The organism is Sphingomonas sp. DC4900 (genome assembly GCF_049896485.1).
Classification (GTDB): domain Bacteria; phylum Pseudomonadota; class Alphaproteobacteria; order Sphingomonadales; family Sphingomonadaceae; genus Sphingomonas; species Sphingomonas aquatilis.
Genome location: NZ_JAFCUK010000023.1, coordinates 1 through 17,317 on the forward strand (window position 1 = coordinate 1; position 17,317 = coordinate 17,317).

17 protein-coding genes are annotated in these 17,317 nt (G+C 64.1%); 11 read left to right on the forward strand and 6 right to left on the reverse strand.

The window, feature by feature from the left end:
- Nucleotides 1–289: 289 nt before the first annotated feature.
- Complete coding sequence (locus tag ACP690_RS17150) at nucleotides 290–934, forward strand: recombinase family protein (RefSeq protein ID WP_409793070.1); 645 nt, start codon at nucleotides 290–292, stop codon at nucleotides 932–934.
- Nucleotides 935–957: 23 nt separating this feature from the next.
- Here the strand turns inward: ACP690_RS17150 and ACP690_RS17155 are convergent, their stop codons facing one another.
- Nucleotides 958–2,391, reverse strand: coding sequence for a transposase (locus ACP690_RS17155; protein WP_426261807.1), 1,434 nt, complete (start codon nucleotides 2,389–2,391; stop codon nucleotides 958–960).
- A 182-nt stretch (nucleotides 2,392–2,573) separates the two neighbouring features.
- Here ACP690_RS17155 and ACP690_RS17160 point away from each other — a divergent pair, with 182 nt between their 5' ends.
- The 5 genes from ACP690_RS17160 to ACP690_RS17180 are packed head-to-tail and all read left to right on the forward strand — an operon-like array spanning nucleotide 2,574 to nucleotide 5,828.
- Nucleotides 2,574–3,191, forward strand: coding sequence for a recombinase family protein (locus tag ACP690_RS17160; RefSeq protein WP_426261806.1), 618 nt, complete (start codon nucleotides 2,574–2,576; stop codon nucleotides 3,189–3,191).
- Nucleotides 3,188–3,829, forward strand: a complete 642-nt coding sequence (locus tag ACP690_RS17165; RefSeq protein ID WP_426261805.1) for a histidine phosphatase family protein — start codon at nucleotides 3,188–3,190, stop codon at nucleotides 3,827–3,829. The genes ACP690_RS17160 and ACP690_RS17165 overlap by 4 nt, the downstream gene beginning before the upstream one ends.
- Nucleotides 3,830–3,873: 44 nt before the next feature.
- Complete coding sequence (locus ACP690_RS17170) at nucleotides 3,874–4,521, forward strand: AAA family ATPase (protein ID WP_426261804.1); 648 nt, start codon at nucleotides 3,874–3,876, stop codon at nucleotides 4,519–4,521.
- A gap of 2 nt (nucleotides 4,522–4,523) precedes the next feature.
- The gene (locus ACP690_RS17175) at nucleotides 4,524–4,820 is read left to right on the forward strand and encodes a ribbon-helix-helix domain-containing protein (RefSeq protein WP_426261803.1); all 297 of its coding nucleotides are present in this window, start codon (nucleotides 4,524–4,526) and stop codon (nucleotides 4,818–4,820) included.
- Nucleotides 4,821–4,874: 54 nt separating this feature from the next.
- Nucleotides 4,875–5,828, forward strand: coding sequence for a replication initiator protein A (locus ACP690_RS17180; RefSeq protein ID WP_277280648.1), 954 nt, complete (start codon nucleotides 4,875–4,877; stop codon nucleotides 5,826–5,828).
- Nucleotides 5,829–6,353: 525 nt separating this feature from the next.
- Here ACP690_RS17180 and ACP690_RS17185 read toward each other — a convergent pair.
- The 5 genes from ACP690_RS17185 to ACP690_RS17205 all read right to left on the reverse strand — a co-directional run bounded on the left by ACP690_RS17185 (nucleotide 6,354) and on the right by ACP690_RS17205 (nucleotide 9,410).
- On the reverse strand, nucleotides 6,354–7,901 hold the full coding sequence (locus tag ACP690_RS17185) for a type IV secretory system conjugative DNA transfer family protein (protein WP_426261802.1): 1,548 nt from the start codon (nucleotides 7,899–7,901) through the stop codon (nucleotides 6,354–6,356).
- Nucleotides 7,901–8,149: a hypothetical protein gene (locus ACP690_RS17190; RefSeq protein WP_426261801.1), complete on the reverse strand. Its 249-nt coding sequence runs from the start codon at nucleotides 8,147–8,149 to the stop codon at nucleotides 7,901–7,903. Before ACP690_RS17190 ends, ACP690_RS17185 begins: the two co-directional genes overlap by 1 nt.
- A gap of 10 nt (nucleotides 8,150–8,159) precedes the next feature.
- Complete coding sequence (locus tag ACP690_RS17195) at nucleotides 8,160–8,771, reverse strand: hypothetical protein (protein ID WP_426261800.1); 612 nt, start codon at nucleotides 8,769–8,771, stop codon at nucleotides 8,160–8,162.
- Between the two features lie 77 nt (nucleotides 8,772–8,848).
- Complete coding sequence (locus ACP690_RS17200; protein ID WP_426261799.1) at nucleotides 8,849–9,067, reverse strand: conjugal transfer protein TraD; 219 nt, start codon at nucleotides 9,065–9,067, stop codon at nucleotides 8,849–8,851.
- A gap of 16 nt (nucleotides 9,068–9,083) precedes the next feature.
- On the reverse strand, nucleotides 9,084–9,410 hold the full coding sequence (locus tag ACP690_RS17205; RefSeq protein ID WP_426261798.1) for a conjugal transfer protein TraD: 327 nt from the start codon (nucleotides 9,408–9,410) through the stop codon (nucleotides 9,084–9,086).
- Nucleotides 9,411–9,580: 170 nt separating this feature from the next.
- On the opposite strand from ACP690_RS17205, the gene traA reads away from it, so the two are divergent.
- The 5 genes from traA to ACP690_RS17230 all read left to right on the forward strand — a co-directional run bounded on the left by traA (nucleotide 9,581) and on the right by ACP690_RS17230 (nucleotide 17,296).
- Nucleotides 9,581–12,490: a Ti-type conjugative transfer relaxase TraA gene (gene traA / locus ACP690_RS17210; protein ID WP_426261808.1), complete on the forward strand. Its 2,910-nt coding sequence runs from the start codon at nucleotides 9,581–9,583 to the stop codon at nucleotides 12,488–12,490.
- 4 nt (nucleotides 12,491–12,494) lie between these two features.
- Nucleotides 12,495–13,184: a DUF6118 family protein gene (locus tag ACP690_RS17215; protein WP_426261797.1), complete on the forward strand. Its 690-nt coding sequence runs from the start codon at nucleotides 12,495–12,497 to the stop codon at nucleotides 13,182–13,184.
- A 159-nt stretch (nucleotides 13,185–13,343) separates the two neighbouring features.
- Complete coding sequence (locus ACP690_RS17220; RefSeq protein WP_426261796.1) at nucleotides 13,344–14,366, forward strand: DNA cytosine methyltransferase; 1,023 nt, start codon at nucleotides 13,344–13,346, stop codon at nucleotides 14,364–14,366.
- A gap of 1 nt (nucleotide 14,367) precedes the next feature.
- Nucleotides 14,368–15,996 (forward strand): AAA family ATPase, encoded by a 1,629-nt coding sequence (locus ACP690_RS17225; RefSeq protein ID WP_426261795.1) that lies wholly within the window; start codon nucleotides 14,368–14,370, stop codon nucleotides 15,994–15,996.
- Entirely contained in the window at nucleotides 15,974–17,296 is a 1,323-nt protein-coding gene (locus ACP690_RS17230; RefSeq protein WP_426261794.1) for an LlaJI family restriction endonuclease, read from the forward strand. The genes ACP690_RS17225 and ACP690_RS17230 overlap by 23 nt, the downstream gene beginning before the upstream one ends.
- Nucleotides 17,297–17,317 lie beyond the last annotated feature (21 nt).

Genomic DNA, 17,317 nt, shown 5'->3' on the forward strand with positions numbered 1-17,317 from the left:
ATCAGGCGTCCGCGGCACACCCGCCAAGGTCAATGCGAACGCTGGTCTTGCGGCCAGCGACAAGGTAAACTCGGCCAGCGTCTCGGATGGCAGTCATGAGAGCGTATATCTGGGTCCGTCCTATGTACCGACCCCAAATGGCTCCCGTGCTTCCGACTGCCAGATAAACGACCGGTTTTCTGGCGATCGACGATTTTACCTCGTCGACGCACTCTCACAATCGGAAAACCCGTTGCGGAAACCACCGGCACATTGCAGGGTGTTGAATATCTTTTCTGGCAGGATAACGATGCTCATCGGATATGTGAGGGTGTCCAAGGCCGATGGGTCACAGACGCTCGCACCGCAGCGCGACGCCTTGCTAGCCGCGGGCGTCGATCTTTCGCGGATTTATGAAGACCTCGCGTCGGGTCGGCATGACGCCCGCCCCGGCCTGACGGCGTGCCTGAAGGCACTGCAGCCCGGAAACACACTGGTCCTCTGGAAGCTCGATCGCCTTGGGCGCGACCTTAGACATCTGGTCATCACGGCCGAGGCGCTGCGCGAGCGCGGCATCGGGCTGAAGGTGCTGGCGGGCGCCGGCGCGCAGATCGATACCACGACCGCTAACGGACGCCTCGCCTTCGGCATCTTCGCCGCCTTCGCCGAGTTCGAGCGCGAACTGATCGCTGAGCGCACACAGGCGGGCCTTGCTGCGGCTCGCGCCCGGGGGCGGATGGGTGGACGACCCCGCAAGATGGATAAGGCAACGCTGGCGATGGCGATGGCCGCCATGTCCGATCGCAATGCGATCGCAGCCGATGTCGCGCGCCGTCTCGGGATGACGACCACGACGCTTTATATGTACGTGAACGGTGACGGTACGCCCAAGGCGCCGGGCCAGGCACTGCTCGACGGTGTGCCGTATCGCAAAGAACGACTGCGCGCCGCGTGATGAACCGGGATGAGCTTCAGCGATCAGGCATATTGCCGAGCGGGCGAGACGATCACGTCATGTTGGATCGACCGGGCCGAGATGGCAGCCGGGGTCAGGGCCGCGGGGACGCAGACACCTCGGCGCGGCTTGCCGGTCGGTCGATGTGGTCGCGCCAGTATCATCAGGTTCATCACCGCCGCGCCGATCAGGAACTCTTCTTCCGCACCGCGAATACCGCGCAGGTGAAGCCGCCTCATGCCATGCTTGCCCTTGGCGTCAGCGAAGAACCGTTCGACCCCGCGCCGCAACCGCATCGACCGCTTGTAGAGCCCCGTTTTCACCTCGGCTCTGGCAAGATCGCGAACGTCCTCGTCGTCCAGACGGACCAGGGTACGACGCCGCGCCGTCGTGCATTTCTTCCGAAGCACGCACGCCTCGCAATCCCGAACATCCGCCGCGTAACGGTGTACGCCGGTGGGAGGATGGAAGGCATGGTGCCGGAGCGTCCTACCGGTCGGACAGGTAAAGCTGTCGGTGTCACGATCGTAGCTGAAGGCCGTTCGCGGAAGCTTGCCCTTGGTCTGCTGCGTCCGGTCGATCACGGGGATGTACGGAATTGCGCCGTGATTCCGAACGAAGCCGAGGAAGCCGGCGCTGCCGTAAGCCTTGTCGGCAGCAACCCGCTTCGGGTTGAAGTCGAACCGGTCTGCCGACCGCGCGAGCATGACCCGGCCGGCATCGACCTCATCCGCGAAGCGAGCCGGCGTCGCCTCGACATCAAGCGCCACGCCACTCGGGGTGTCGACCAGTGCATTGAGGGCGTAGCCGAACCGACCACGCACCGTTCGCGCCGACCAAGCCGCGGCAGGGTCGGTGCGAGAGATGCCTTGAAAGCTTTTCGAGCGCGCCATTTCCCAGACGGCATCTCCTGTGTCTTGCACCCATTCCCGAACCGCGCGCGACGCGTTGGCGACATACGGCAGGTAACCAGGGACGGTCTTACGTTGCCAGCTCGCATCAGCGGCTATGAACGACGCGTCGATCGCGGCGTCTTTTCCGCCAACCAGCCCTTCACTGATGCAGCGTCGAACCGTGCTCTCGAACAGAACCCGGAAAACGCCGGCGTCGCGGAAGCGGCCATGCCGGTTCTTGCTGAACGTCGAGTGGTGCGGAACCTTGTCTCCCAGCGCGAGGCGGCAGAACCAGCGATAGGCCAGATTGTAGCGCAGTTCCTCACACAGGCGCCGCTCGGACGTGATCGCGTAGATGCGGCCGATCAGCGACATGCGGATGAGCAGCTCGGGATCGACAGATGGTCGCCCCCGCGCGCTGTAGTGACCGGCCAGTACGCGCCTCAGCTCGCTGGTGTCGAGACATCGATCGATGCGACGCAGCAGGTGGCCTGCGGGCAACATGGCTTCTATGGTGCGGTGGGACGCCCCTTCCCGCCCACCGCGACAGGCTGGCCCCATCATGGCGGCGCTCCTCTCGGCAGGGGTGGAACGAAGGAGCAACCCGGCATGTCCGGCATTTTTCAACAGGCCCGGCCGTTTGATGCACACCACCGGCAGCAGCAGGAAAGCTAGCGTTTTACGGCGTTGAACTGTTCAACAACCCGTGCGAGAAACTGCGATCAGAAAACCCTGATGCAGGTTGAATGTTGAACATAGCTGCTACCCCCCTCCCCGGCCATGCCGGCACACGCCGGATCGGATATGCGCGCGTGTCCACGGCCGACCAGGACCTCGCTCCGCAACTCGACGTGCTGCGCGCCAAGGGATGCGAGCCGATCTATTCGGAGCACGCATCCGGCAAACACGCCGACCGGCCCGAACTGGCGCAGGCGATGAAGGCCTTGCGCGCTGGCGATACGCTGGTGGTGTGGCGGCTCGACCGGCTTGGCCGATCACTCCCGGACCTGATCGCGACGGTGAACGAGCTGGCGGACCGCGGCGTCGCTTTCGAGAGCGTCACCGAGGCGATCGACACGACCACGGCATCGGGCAAGCTGGTGTTCAATATCTTCGCCAGTCTCGCCGATTTCGAGCGGCACCTTATCGGCGAGCGTACCCGGGCCGGCCTCGCCGCAGGGCGTGCCCGCGGCCGTATGGGCGGACGCCCCCCTGCCCTCACCTCCAGGCAACTCCGCGAAGCCCGGTTGCTGTTGACCGATCCGGAGGCGACCGTGACGGCCGTGGCCGAGCGATACGGAGTGAGCCGCACGACGCTCTACAAGGGATTGCGAGAACTGGCGGCCAAGGAGGCTGCGGCATGAGGGCCGTATTCATCCGTCATGGCCAAAGCACCGGCAACGCCGGCGTGCCCTGCCATGACCTTGCATCCATCGAACTTACCGAGTTGGGATGGCGCCAGGCGCGCGAGGTGGCGCGGGCGTGGACCGAGGTGCCCACGTTGATCGTGACCTCTCCCTACCTGCGCACCCGTCAAACGGCCGAGGCCACAATCCAGCGCTTCCCCGATGTGCCGGTGGAGGTATGGCCGATCGAGGAGTTCACCTATCTCCAGCCTTCCCGCTGGAACGGCACGCGCAGCAGCGAGCGGATGCCCCATCTGGAGCGGTACTGGACCGACGCCGATCCGACCTACTGCGATGGCGACGGTGCAGAAAGCTTCGGGACATTGCTTCGCCGCGCTGAAGCGGCGCTTGCGCGGCTTGCTGCCCTGCCCTCCCCCGGCCTCGCCTACGTGTTCAGCCACGGGCAGTTCATTCAAGCGGTGCGCGCCGTCGTCACGGAATCCAATCTGGACGACCGAGACAAGATGTTGCGCTTCTGGCGGAAGGGCGAGCCGCCCGCGATCGACAACGCCGAACTGGTGCATTTCGCGTTATCGGATGCAGGTTGGAGCCACAAACCACCAGTCGCGAGCCACAGCAGGGTTGTGCCGTCCTGATATCGTGCATAACATCACAGTATCAGAAATGAAGGTGTGCACACGTGCAGATTATCACACTTGCAGCGCAAAAGGGCGGTGTCGGCAAAACGACGCTGGCAGTGAATCTTGCGGTCGCCGCTCAGGCCGCTGGGATTAAAACAGCGCTGTTTGACCTTGATCCGCAGGAAAGCGCGACGGCGTGGAGCGAACGGCGTGAGGCCGAACTACCGCATGTGGAGCCGATCAGCGCGCGCCGGCTCGACCAAGCGATAGATGCTGCCGAAGCAAACGGCTTCGCTCTGACCATCATCGACACGCCGCCAGCCGCCGGTGCGGAAGCCGCAGCCGCAGCCCAGCGCGCGGACCTCGTGGTGATCCCTTGCCGTCCCTCGCTTATCGACCTGGATGCAATCAAGCGGACTTCTCAACTCATCACCAGCACCGGACGGACAGGCGTCGTTGTGTTGAACGCCGCTCCCCCAACCGCGTCCACATTGCTGGATGATGCGCGGACGCTTGCCGAAGCAACCGGCCTCCGGGTCGCGCGCACCGTCCTACGAGAGCGTAGCGCCTATCGTGCGGCTTGGCCCTACGGATTGGGCGTCATCGAGCATGAGCCAAAGGGTAAGGCTGCCCAAGAGGTTGCAGCCTTGCACAAGCACCTCCTTGATGATTTGATAAATTGCACACCTGCAAACGTGAAGGCTTGAACATGGCAAAGCGGACATCTCTGTTGGCTCCGGCAGTGGCGCCACAAACCCGTCGCGAGGCCGAGGCGGAGAATCCCCCAGCCGCAACTCCGGCGTCGCCGGCGAGCAGCGCCCGATCGAGCGGGAAGCGGCCAGGCAAATACCATCTTGGCGCCTATTTTGACCCGGCAGACCCAACGGCCGAGGCCTTCCGGGTCTTAGCGGCACGAACGAGGCGCAGCCATCAAGACCTTCTCGCCGAAGCGATCAGCGAACTGGTCGCCAAGTACGATGCCGACCGGCAATTTGGCCGTGCGTGATAGTGTGCACACCTGCACAACATCACGCGTGCAGGATGCCAGGATTGATACAACATGACCAAACGCCCGAACCCTAACCCTGAGTTCGACCTATTCATCCCGCTGATGGGCGATCTTCCGCTCAAGGATCAGCGGGAGACGATGGAGCGGCCGTTCTTCTCGCTTCAGAAGCGCAAACGGGTGAAGCCGATCGAATATAGCAGTCCGGACGGCGAAACGTGGGTGAAGATCGAGGCGATACCGGCATACGGCATGGCGACGATATGGGATGCCGATATTCTCATATGGGCAGCCTCGACCCTCAATCGGATGCGGGAGCAGGGGGTCAACGACCTCCCACGGACGCTTAGAACCACGTCCTATGACCTGCTAAGGGCGATCAAGCGCGACACCAGTGGCCGGGCCTATCAGGAGTTGCAAGCCGCGCTCCAGCGGCTTCAGACGACCTCCATATCGACATCCATCCGCGCGCCGAAGCGGCGGACCAAGGCCGGCTTCAACTGGCTCGACAAGTGGACGCTGGAGGTGGACCCCGATACGGATCAGCCGCGAGGCATGACAGTCACCCTGTCCGATTGGGTCTATGAGGGCATCGTGGGGGAGCGGTCGCTGCTCACCATGCACCAGGACTATTTCCTGCTGACCGGCGGGCTGGAGCGCGCCCTGTACCGCATCGCGCGCAAGCATGCCGGCAACCAGAAGGGTGGGTGGACGTGCCGGGTGGAGGTGCTGCGCGACAAGACAGGCAGCGACAGCAAGCCCAAGGAGTTCAACAGGATGCTCCGCAAAGTCGTGGAGGCCGACCAGCTTCCCGATTACACGATGGAAATGGCGGCCACCGCAGACGGCAGCCCTGCCGTGTTGTTCCGCCTACGTGGCGAAGCCGAGGCATTGGCGCTAGCGGCTAGGTTGGAGGCCGAGCAAGAGCGGCGGAACCGGGTCGAAGCCGATCGCCGCCGTGCCGCCGAGGTGGACGATCTTATGGACAAGCTCGCTCGCGGACGCTGACTATCGTGGTATCACACACCGCAGCGCCACGACGAAACCAAAAAAGGCTCTAGGCTGGCGCACCGTGCATAGTCAGGCAGTGGCTTTCGCAGTCTAGATCGAACTCGAATTGTCGTGGTTTCACACACCGCAGCGTCGTGGGATCACACACCCTGCTATCGTGGGATCACACACCGAATCACGTGGGATCACACACCGAGGGTTCCCTGAAGGCCGCAGAAAACGTGGGTTTTTTGGCCCATTTTTTGCCCTTAACCTTCTTAACGATTCCTATTTAACAGAATCTCTTAACCCCACGGATGCTCCGAGCAGCCAGCTCAGATACATGCAGAATTGGCCTTTTGGGCCAATGCGCTTCCGCTGCGTGCCGGCTTACGCCGTCACAAGAGCGGCCTATCGGCCGCAGGCTTCCGGGAGAAGCCAAGCGGATGGGGCGGTGTGTGCCTGTGAACGTCGGGGCAAGAGGACAGGGCAGGTAAGGCGATATCCCAAAGCTCACTGTTGATCCCTAGCCGGGGTGTACGATCACGCCGGATCATACAGGCGGCCGAACTCGCGCTGATCGTAATAGCGGATTTTCCTGGCCCAGAGCGGGCGTTCGCCCTGGCGCAGCAGCAGGAGGGTGTCCGCCGGCATCCGCATGATTTCGTCGGGCGTCACCAGCCTGCGCGCCGCGACATGGCCGCTGACGCTGGTGGAATGGTCCGGGCTGTCGAACCAGCTGGTTTTCTGTGATGTGCTGACAGTCTCATATTCGATCGTGGTGTCGCCGATCGTGCGCGAGAGCATGTCGGCGGTCGCATGATCGTTGACCCCGAACGTCTGAACCACGCCGGCATTGGACAGGAAGGTGCCGGCGCGCTCGCCATAGAGCGCGCGGAGCTGGTGCATGTCCTGGAGGATCGGCCAGAGCTGGAGACCGTAGCCCGCCATCAGCCCCATCGCGCGCTCCACCGGCTCCAGTCGGCCGAGGGCGGCGAACTCATCGAGCAGGAACAGCACGGGGCTTGCCGGACGGGCAGTGGAGCGCGCCATGTCGGTGACGGCCTGCCCGACCAGCAGGCGCAGCCAGCGCGCATAGGTGTCGAGCCGATCGGGCGGCAGGCACAGGAACACCGTGCCCGGCCGTTCCTTGAGGTCCGCAAACCGGAAGTCCGACGCCGAGGTGCTGTCCACCAGGCGCGGGCTGTCCATGAAGTGGGTGTGTCGCTGCGCCGAGGAGAGCACGCCCGCGGCTTCCCGGTTCGACTTGCCGAGCTGGCGGTTGGCGGAGCGCGCGATCAGCCCGCCGGCGCCGGTGCTGGCCTGCATGTCGGCGAGCAGCGCGGCGAAGCCGGCGGGATCGCGGGTGAGCTTGTCGCGCACGGTTGCCAGCGTGACGCGGGCAGGGGGCTCGTGGACGACGGTGTGCAGGATCACGCCGGCGATCAGCGCCTTGGCTTCCTCGTTCCAGTGCGCTTCACCCGATTGTCCCGGTGCATCATGGACCAGCGCGTCGGCGATCGTCTGCGCATCTTCCGCAAGGTCAGGGCTGGCGGGATCAAGCCACGCCAGCGGGTTGTAGCGGGCCGCAGGACGCCCGGAGACGCCGAAGGGGTCCAGACACCACACATTGCCCTTGTCGGCCCTCGCACGGGCCGTGACGCGGGCATTCTCGCCCTTGGGGTCGATACAGACCACCGAGCGGTCGAGCGTCAGCAGGTTGGGGATGATCGTGCCGACGCCCTTGCCCGACCGGGTGGGCGCCATCGTCAGCAGATGAGCGGGGCCGTCATAGCGCAGCAGCTTGCCGGATTCGATGGAGCGGCCGATCAGGAGGCCTTCGTTTTCCTGAAGCCGGCGCACGTCCGCCCGATCGCCGAAGCGGGCCGAGCCGAGCAGCGAACTGCGCCGGATTGCGGCACGACGGTTGAAGCGCCAGGCCAGGAACAGGATCGCGCCGGCGAGCAGGAACGGAATGTCGGTGGCTATCTCGCCATAGCCGAAGATGCCCTTGAGCCAGCTATGGCTGGCGAACAGCACGACCGCGGCGACGATGACCGCGAACAGCGGGCTGATCCGCCGGCCGGGCATCAGCCGGCCTGTCCGGGCCGGTAGAGGCTCCGGATCACCTCCACCATCGCGGCGGGTGACAGGCCTTCCTCCAGCAGCATGGCGAACAGCGCTTCATCTTCCGCGTCTAGGTCCATGCCTTCGATCGCGAGATTGGCGCGGGATTCCTCCATGTCCTCCCGCCACAATGCGACCTGATCGGGTGTGGCGCGGGGATAGCCGGTCGAGCGCACGTGCTCGCGCAGGGCATCGAGGTCGAGAGCGGTCATGTCGCCTCCATCAGGGCACATCGGCCATGTTAGCCGCCGCATCCGCCATCGATCGGGCGAAGCCCCGCAAGGTGGCGACGTGACGCGAGAAGGTCGGGCGATCCAGGACGATGGCATCGCCGAGCGCGGGCAGCTTCTGTGTCGGGGTAGAGGCGGCGGCCAAGCGGTTCAGGGCTCTTTGATTGAAGACCGGAATACCGTGAGCGCAGAGATTTCGAACGGTGACGGCTTCGACCACACCGCGACGGCCCCCCTTGAAGCTGGACCAGCCACGGCCGCCAAGTTTCAGGATGGTTGCGCCCCACGCCTCGACCGGCGTGCCGGTGATCCAGTGTTCGGCCGCCTGGTCGATCGGGGCTGCCGGATCGAGACCGACGAAGGCGGTTCGCTGGACCCCTTTCTTGACGTGCAGCGTCTCGACCAGCTCGCGCCCCAAATCTTCCACCAAACCGACGTAGGACGGGAACAGTACCCGGTAGAGCTGCTGCTCGTCGTTAAGCACTCCGGTGAAGTCAGCCAGGTCGCATTTGAAATTGGAGCCCGCAGGATCGGTCATCACCAGCGGGGCCGTGGACGTGATTGGAAAGCCGTTCACGTAGGTGCGATAGGATGACAGTGCCATCTCGCATGCAAAGCGGAAGCGGGTGAGGTCCCGCCATCGATCCCACATTCCATAGCGAACCCAAGCCATCCCGCCCCCTATGTTGCTGTTTCTGCTTCCGCGTCGAAGGCGCGTTTGCCGCGCCGCTTCCAGAGGGCGAGCGTATCGCCAGCATCATCGCTCCGCGCCTTGCCGACCAGCTCCAGCAGCGCGCCGTAAATGGTCGCGCGATCATCGTCGGCGAGATCGACCAGGCCGGCCTTCTGGACGAGGCCGCCCAGTTCGATCAGGTGGCGGGTGCGTTCGCGCCGTTGCACGACCCAGCCCCGCGTATCAGTCCGACGCCGCGCCGCTTCCAGACGCAGGATCAGCGCCCGGTTGCGCGCCTGTGCCGTCGCTGTTGCCGCCAGCAGTCCGGCCACCCTTGCGCCCGCGCCGTTGAAAGAAAGCCGCGCCCTTCACGCGCCATGCCTCCTTCGCTTCCGCGTTCTGCGATCCGGCGGCATCGAGCAGCACGCCGGCGAGTATTTCCATGTCGAGCGCATCCGCACCCGTGGCGGTAACAAGCTGGCCGAGCTGTTCGACCCGGCGCGCCTTCAGGCCACGTGCCTTGTCCTCCAGCGCCTTCAGCTCCGCGTTATAGTCCCGCACCTTGCGCATGGTGCCTCCATCGTCCGCGTCTTGATCGTAGCAGCCTAGCAAACCGACAGGGTAGGGCAACCCACATCAGAAGGCAGAACCAAGTCAATCAGGAGATGCAAAGCAGATCGTGAGTGCGCGCTTATACGTCGTTGCCGACGTGCGCTAAGAAGTGCATCATGGCAGTCGCGATGGCGATCTATCATTTCAGCGCCAAGGTCATCAGCCGAGCGAACGGCTCCAGTGCCGTCGCGTCTGCTGCGTATCGTTCAGCATCCGAGCTGCATGACGCGCGTCTCGGGCGTGCTCATGACTTCTCCAACAAGACGGGCGTCATCCACTCCGAGGTGCTGTTGCCGAAGGACGCGCCGGAGCGTCTGGCGGATCGAACGACGCTGTGGAACGAGGTGGAGGCAGGGGAGAAGCGCAAGGACGCGCAACTGGCGCGCGAAGTGGAGTTCTCGATCCCGCGCGAGATGAGCGAGGAGCAGGGCGTAAGCCTCGCTCGCGATTTCGTGGAAAAGGAGTTCGTGAAGCGCGGGATGGTCGCCGACCTCAACGTGCATTGGGACAAGGCCAAGGATGGCAGCCCGAAACCGCATGCGCACGTCATGCTGGCGATGCGCGAGGTTGGACCGGAAGGGTTCGGCAAGAAGAACCGCGACTGGAACAGCGCCGAACTTTTGAAGGGCTGGCGCGAGGCATGGGCGGCGCACGTCAATGAGCGCATGGCGGAGCTTGGGCTGGAGGGGCGGATCGACCATCGCTCCTATGCCGATCAGGGCATCGAGCTGGAGCCGCAGCACAAAATCGGCCCGGCGGGAATGCGCCGGCTCGACCGCGGCGAGGACGCCGAGCGGGCCGACGATCACCGGCGCATTGCGCGGGAGAACGGCGAGAAGATCGCGGCCGACCCGCGCATCGCGCTCGACGGCATCACCCGGCAACAGGCGACCTTCACCACCCGCGACCTTGCCGCGTTCGCCTTCCGTCATTCGGACGGCAAGGAGCAGTTCGACCAGGTGATGGCGGCGGTGCGGGCCAGTCCCGAGCTGGTGACATTGGGCAAGGATGGGCGCGACCAGGAACGGTTCACGTCTCGCGAGATGATCGCGACGGAGGCACGGCTGGAGAAGGCCGGCGACGAACTAGCGCGACGCGACGGGCATGGCGTGGCCGACCATCATCGTGCCGGCGCTCTGGAGGCCGCTGAAGGGCGTGGGCTGGTGCTGTCGGGCGAGCAATGCGACGCCTTCGATCATATCACCGAGGGCCGCGGGCTGGCGTCGGTCATCGGCTATGCCGGCACCGGCAAGTCCGCCATGCTGGGCGTCGCGCGCGAGGCATGGGAGCGCGAGGGCTATCAGGTGCGCGGCGCGGCGCTGTCCGGGATCGCGGCCGAGAATTTGGAGGGCGGATCGGGCATCCGGTCCCGCACCATCGCCAGTCTTGAACATGGCTGGGCGCAGGGCCGCGACCAGCTCACCTGTAATGACGTGCTGGTGCTGGACGAGGCGGGCATGATCGGCACCCGCCAGATGGAGCGGGTGCTGTCCCATGCCCGTGACGCCGGCGCCAAGGTGGTGCTGGTGGGCGACCCGGAGCAGTTGCAGGCGATCGAAGCCGGCGCGGCATTCCGGTCGATCGCGGAAGCGCACGGCGCGGCCGAGATCACCGAGGTCCGCAGGCAGCGTGAGGACTGGCAGAAGGATGCGACGCGCGCGCTGGCGACCGGCCGCACGGCCGAGGCTATCCACGCCTATGCCGACCGAGGCATGGTGCAGGCGGCCGACACGCGCGAGCAGGCGCGCGCCGAGCTGGTGGAGGGCTGGGATCGCCAGCGCCAGGCCGATCCGGACAAGACCCGCATCATCCTCACCCACACCAATGCCGAGGTGCGCGAACTGAACCAGGAGGCGCGCGAGCGGGTGCGCGCGTCGGGCGGGCTGGGTGAGGACGTGGGCGTGACCGTCGATCGGGGCGCACGCGACTTCGCGGCCGGCGACCGGATCATGTTCCTGCGCAACGAGCGTTCACTTGGCGTGAAGAACGGCACGTTGGGTACGCTGGAGCGTGTCGAGGGCGGCCACATGGCGGTGCGGCTCGACGGAGGCGGACGCGCCGCGTTCGACCTCAAGGACTATGCCGCGGTCGATCACGGCTATGCGGCGACCTTCCACAAGTCGCAGGGCGTCACCGTCGATCGCGCGCACCTTCTCGCGACGCCCGGCATGGACCGGCACAGCGCCTATGTGGGCATGTCGCGGCACCGCGACGGGGTGCAGGTCCACTATGGCCGTGACGACTTCACCGATCAGCGCCAGCTTGCCCGCGTGCTGTCGCGCGACCGCGCCAAGGACATGGCAGGCGACTATGCCGCGCCGTCCGACGAGGACCGGGCGCGCAGCTTCGCCGAGCGGCGGGAGATACGCTGGCCCGAGCGCGCGCGGGAGATCGTCCACCAGGTCCGCGACAAGGCCAGGGACATGTTCGCCGGCTTCCGGCCCAAGCCTGCCGCCACGCCCGAGAAGGCATCGGCGCCGGATCGCGCGGAGGTATCGATCGGCAAGCCGGATCAGGCCAAGGCGATCGAACGCTATGCGCGCGCCGCGGCCGATATAGGCCGGATGCGCGCGCGGGAACTGCCGGTGCTCCCGCATCAGGAGAGCGCGCTACGCCGCGCCGGCGAGGCGCTGGACCAGGTGCGGCCCGATGGCGCGCGCGACCTCGACTCCGCGTTCCGCCGCGATCCCGGGCTGATCGGGCAGGCGGCCGAGGGTAAGACAGGCGGCGCGGCGCGTGCGATGGCCGAAGAGCGCCGGGTGCGGCTCGACCCCGACTCGCGGGCCGACCGGTTCGTGGAGAACTGGCGGGGACTGGCGCGCGAGCGAGCAGGCGGCGACCAGGCCCGCATCGACAAGGCCGTCACGCGCATGGGCGCGATGGTCGAAGGCCTGCGGCGTGACCCCGAGCTGGCGAAGGCGCTGGAGCGCCGCGCGCCCGAGCTGGAGCTGAAACTGGAGCGCGGCCGGAGCATCGAAAAATCGCTGGAGCAGTCGATCGGGATCGGCCGCGAGCGCGACAGGGGCATGAGCTTATAAGGGGATGCGTGTGACGGATGAAGAAGGGCCGAATGAAGCCGCGCAGGCGTTTGAGGAGCTGCGCGCCGAGGTGACGCTGATGCGCCGTGCCGTCGAGCGGCTGACGGCGGAGCGCATGGAGGTGCCGGAACCGCTCGACTATTCCGAAACGCTGGGCGTCATCGCCAACAACATCACCGCGACCGCGCAGCGCGTCGATATGCTGGTGAAAAGCCCGATGCTGGCGATGACGCCCGAGCAATTGGCCGGACGGATCACTGCGGCGGCGGGCACGGCGCGCCAGGAAGACCGGCAGACGATCGCCACGGCGCGCACCGGCCTGGAGGACGTAACCCGCCAGCTTCACGGCTATGTCGTATCGGCGCGACGTGGCGATGAGCAGAACCGCTGGCTGATGTGGACGGCGATCGGCGGTGTGGTGATCGGGATGATATTGTGGGCGGTGTTCGCCGGCGTCGTCGCCCGCGCCGTGCCGGCAAGCTGGCAATGGCCGGAGAAGATGGCGGCGCGCTCGCTCGACCTGCCGATGTGGGAAGGTGGTCAGCGCCTCATGCGGACCAGCGCCCCCGAGGCGTTCGCCAACATCGCGGCAGGCGATCGGATCATCACGGCCAATCGTAAGGCGCTGGAGGCCTGCCAGAAGCAGGCTGGCGGGAAGCCGGTTCGTTGCACAATTCGGATCGGGGAGAAGTAGCCATCCTACCTTGCTCAGGTGGTGCAACGGCGCGGTGAGTTATGATTGTCGGGGCAAACCGGCAAAGCTTCCTTCCGTCGAGCAGCTTTCGTGTTTAAGGCTACAGGGGCTATCGCCATCGCCGCGATACGGCCAGAATGCGTAGAAGGTTTGCGATAAGTGGTTGATTGTATTGGACTATTTTCTGGGGCTGGCGGACTAGATATCGGCGCAAAGCAGGCCGGTGCTCGCGTAATCCGTTGCGTAGAAATAGATGACGACTCTGTCGCGACGCTGCGCGCAAACTTCCCTGACCTGCGAGTTGACCACGGCGACATCGCAAGTTTGAGTTTTCTTGAACATCAAAGTGCGCGCGGCCCCAAGATTATAATTGGTGGCCCCCCCTGCCAACCATTCTCAAAAAATGGATACTGGGTTAAGAACGAAAATAGACTAATTGAGCATGATCCTAGAAACATGCTTTCAGAGTTCCTGCGTGCGGTCGAAGAGGCTAAGCCCACGGGCTTTCTGTTCGAGAACGTAGAGAGTCTTCTTCATCCTACTAACAAGCACGTTGTTGAGGCATTTCTTGAGATGGCCGCAGCACTTGGCTATCGCTGCACACTCTACCGAGCGAACTCTGCGGATTACGGTGTTCCGCAGAAGCGGAAGCGCGTTTTCATCTTTGGTGTTCGCAAGTATGGGCGGGCTGCCCCGCCGGCCCCTAAGCCGACGCATTCCGCCACGCCCGAACTGGATGGCTTGAAGCCGTATGAGGGAGTGAAAAAGTTCATCAAGGGCTTCGACACCAAGAAGTATTTCGAGCCTAGCGAGATAACCACGGCAGGCACTTATGCGCATGAACTGGCGCACGTGCCGCCGGGGCGTAACTACATGGCCCTAGCCCACTTAGAGGGGTACACCGGCCGCACGTTTCGTGCCGGTGGGCGCTTCTGGAATTTCTTGCAAAAGTTGCATCCTGATGAGCCGTCCATCACGATTGCTGCGCAACCTGGACCGTGGGTTGGCCCCTTCCACTGGAGCAGCCGCCGACTTCGAGTGCCGGAGATCGCGGGCATCCAGACCTTCCCGAAGGATTATAAATTTGTCGGCAAGCGGCGATCCGTGCAGAAGCAGATAGGAAACGCGGTGCCGTGCTTGTTGGGTGAGGCAATGGTTCGCCACCTCATCGAGAGCCTGTAGCATGGCGAAGACCAGCAAGCAGGCGACCGCGGACGGGCGCATGGTCAATGACGTTGATCCACCTCATCCGACCATGCCGCAGCGCGAAGCTGTGCTTCGCGCAGGATTTGAAGATCGCGGGTGGACCGTGATCAATATGGCGTCAGACGAACAAAAGCGCCTCACCGTGATGCAAGTTTCGTGCGGTGATAAGAAATACAAAGTGAATGCTTTTGTATTTCCAAACTTCGCCTTTGCTCATCGGACTAATCTGGAAGAAAAAAGGATACAGTTTAACTACGATTATTCTATTCACAAGCGGGAGTTTGAACTTCCAAATACCGGGGAGGAGCGATGCCTACTTCTCGGTATGTACATTCGAGACGGCAAGACGGTGATATCCGCTTGGGATGCGAACGCTTACCAAGATCACAAGCCTACAAGCAGTTGTTACGTGAAGCTTCCGGCAGTGGCCGACGCAATGCGGAATGGCTTCGGGCAGGCGATTGATGGCAAGGATCGCTTGGTTTGCTGCTTTCAACCGGATCTCCTTCCCTATTACGTCGAGAACATGCGCGATCTGCATGACCGCGTAGTTGTGGACCAAAGCCTCATCAAGAAGTCGCTGGATGGCGAGCCGGAGGAGGTCACGGCCGAGAGCGCAGGCGAGCCGGCTGACAAGCTGGATTTGCCGCCTAACACGGTTCCCGCCGACCTTCCGCGCAATCGTATTCTCTATGGTGCTCCCGGCACCGGAAAGAGCCATCGGCTCGACAGCGAGGTGAACGAACACTTCGGCAACGACGCGCTGCATGAGCGGGTAACGTTCCACCCAGACTACACCTATGGCCAGCTCGTTGGAGCCTACCGGCCAGTGCCGATCTACCGCGAAGGGCCGAATGCTCTGTTAGCGGCCGACAAGAAGACAGATGCTGGCAAGCATGAGCCGTTGATCGACTACGCTTTCGTGCCCGGTCCCTTTCTCCGGCTTCTGGTCCGCGCATTGAAGAACCCGGATCATCGGTTCGTTCTGGTCATCGAGGAGTTGAATCGAGCGAATGCACCTGCCGTGTTCGGCGAGGTGTTCCAGCTCCTGGACCGTGACAATAAAGGCGTCGGCAAGTTCCCGGTGGTGATGCCGACCGAGGCACGCGACTACCTCCGCTCGCACGACCTATCCCCGTCCGTGCGGCTCCCGGCGAACCTCTACTTATGGGCTACCATGAACAGCGCCGACCAAGGCGTCATGCCCTTGGACGCGGCGTTTAAACGGCGCTGGACGTTTGAGTATGTGCCCCTGAATGCGTCTGAGGCGGTGACTGCCGGGTGGATGATCCACCTCGCCTTCCTTGGAGGAAGCGTGCCTTGGAATGCTTTCAGGGCGGCAATCAACGACCATCTCCGCAAGCGGGACGTGCCCGAGGACCGGTTGCTCGGTCCGTTCTTCATGCGGCAGGACGAACTGGCGAGCGGGCAGGCCTTTACAAACAAGCTGCTCCTGTACCTCCGTGACGATGTGGTCCGGCATAATCCTGAGGCGCTGTTTAAAGGCGTATCGCTTAGCTACGGCGCGCTCGCCGAGGCTTATGGGCGGGGCGAGGCGATCTTTGCCGATGGGATAGATTTCGGTGCGGTCGACCAAGGAGGCTGAGCTTCTCACCGAGGAGGAGGTATTGCCGTCCGGTCGGGTGGCGGAGCTGTTCCCCGATGCGGAGATCAGGAGCGCGCTCCTCCAGAATGGCGTGCTTGCCCCAGACAAGGACGGCGCGTTGCGCGTGCGGTTCGTTGGCGTCGCGGTCGCCGGCGGGCGAAGCTTCCAGGTTCTGCCGAAGATCCTCCCGGCCTCGTCCGTCAACGTCGCAACCACGATGCGTCAGGTCATCCGCGCGTTGCGCCGCTACGCCAAGTGGCAACCGCAACGCCGTGAAGAGGCCCCCTTTCTTGAACCCACAGCGACCAACACCGACCTGAACGCGCTTGCGCTCGCCGACTGGCTCATCCGCGACTATCTCAATGCAGGCATCTATAGGCGGCTTCGCGACCGCGAGGAGGTCAGCGGGTCCGGTCAAGTAAGCTGGCGGCGGACGATCGAGCGCATGACACCCGTGCTGTCGTCAGGGCGGCCGGTCTATGTGGACACCGTGACGCGATCGGCGACGAGGGACCGGGACTATTTCGTCAGTCGCTTGCACCGGCAGATCGTGGAGGACGCCGCCCAGGCGTTCGGCCACCTCCTAGGCTATGCTCCGCTAAACCTCGACCACGAGCCGTTCGAGCCCTTCGGCAATATGCCACCGCTCGCCTTGAGCCAGGCTCGCATCCGGCAGGAGAGGCGGGACGCCTTCTCCGATCGGGCCATGCAGCTTCTGCCCATGCTGCTCGCGTGGTTGACCGCGATCGACAAGGCCGAGAGCATCAACCTCGCGCTCTACGGCACCACCTCCTTCTACGACGTTTGGGAGAAGGTGTGCGCGCTGGCGCTCGGCAACGAGCGCGAGCAATGGCAGGCTCACATACCGCGTCCGACGTGGCGATCGACTGAGGGCCAGGAACAGGCGGCGGATACCTTCGAGCCGGACATTGTGACCCGCATCAGGGACGCCGCGGGTGAGCACCTGCTGATCGCGGATGCGAAATATTACCGGCTTTCCATGCCGCCCCATCTTCGCGGCCAGCCTGGCGTGAACGACGTCGCCAAGCAGCTTTGGTATCAGCGCTGCCTTGCCGGCGCGGCACGCGATCGCGGCCTGGATCGGACCTACAATATATTCGTGGTTCCAGGGCCCGAGCACGAGGCGGGCTTCTGGTCGGACGGCCAGGTCGATCTAGCTGGGTTGCCCGAGACGACGGTCGCGGTGAAACGACTGTCTGGGCTGAAGGCTCTTGAACGCTACGCGGATGGGATGCCGCTCGATATCGAGCGGGTTCGGTCTGTTGTGCAGACGGGATGAACGGATGGCATACGCCATTGA

Excerpts from the sequence above, each read along its gene's own strand:
- ACP690_RS17150 (WP_409793070.1), top strand. The coding sequence starts at position 290 with ATGCTCATCGGATATGTGAGGGTGTCCAAGGCCGATGGGTCACAGACG.
- ACP690_RS17155 (WP_426261807.1), bottom strand. The coding sequence starts at position 2,391 with ATGATGGGGCCAGCCTGTCGCGGTGGGCGGGAAGGGGCGTCCCACCGC.
- ACP690_RS17160 (WP_426261806.1), top strand. The coding sequence starts at position 2,574 with ATGTTGAACATAGCTGCTACCCCCCTCCCCGGCCATGCCGGCACACGC.
- ACP690_RS17165 (WP_426261805.1), top strand. The coding sequence starts at position 3,188 with ATGAGGGCCGTATTCATCCGTCATGGCCAAAGCACCGGCAACGCCGGC.
- ACP690_RS17175 (WP_426261803.1), top strand. The coding sequence starts at position 4,524 with ATGGCAAAGCGGACATCTCTGTTGGCTCCGGCAGTGGCGCCACAAACC.
- ACP690_RS17180 (WP_277280648.1), top strand. The coding sequence starts at position 4,875 with ATGACCAAACGCCCGAACCCTAACCCTGAGTTCGACCTATTCATCCCG.
- ACP690_RS17185 (WP_426261802.1), bottom strand. The coding sequence starts at position 7,901 with ATGCCCGGCCGGCGGATCAGCCCGCTGTTCGCGGTCATCGTCGCCGCG.
- ACP690_RS17190 (WP_426261801.1), bottom strand. The coding sequence starts at position 8,149 with ATGACCGCTCTCGACCTCGATGCCCTGCGCGAGCACGTGCGCTCGACC.
- ACP690_RS17195 (WP_426261800.1), bottom strand. The coding sequence starts at position 8,771 with ATGGCACTGTCATCCTATCGCACCTACGTGAACGGCTTTCCAATCACG.
- ACP690_RS17205 (WP_426261798.1), bottom strand. The coding sequence starts at position 9,410 with ATGCGCAAGGTGCGGGACTATAACGCGGAGCTGAAGGCGCTGGAGGAC.
- traA (WP_426261808.1), top strand. The coding sequence starts at position 9,581 with ATGGCGATCTATCATTTCAGCGCCAAGGTCATCAGCCGAGCGAACGGC.
- ACP690_RS17215 (WP_426261797.1), top strand. The coding sequence starts at position 12,495 with ATGCGTGTGACGGATGAAGAAGGGCCGAATGAAGCCGCGCAGGCGTTT.
- ACP690_RS17225 (WP_426261795.1), top strand. The coding sequence starts at position 14,368 with ATGGCGAAGACCAGCAAGCAGGCGACCGCGGACGGGCGCATGGTCAAT.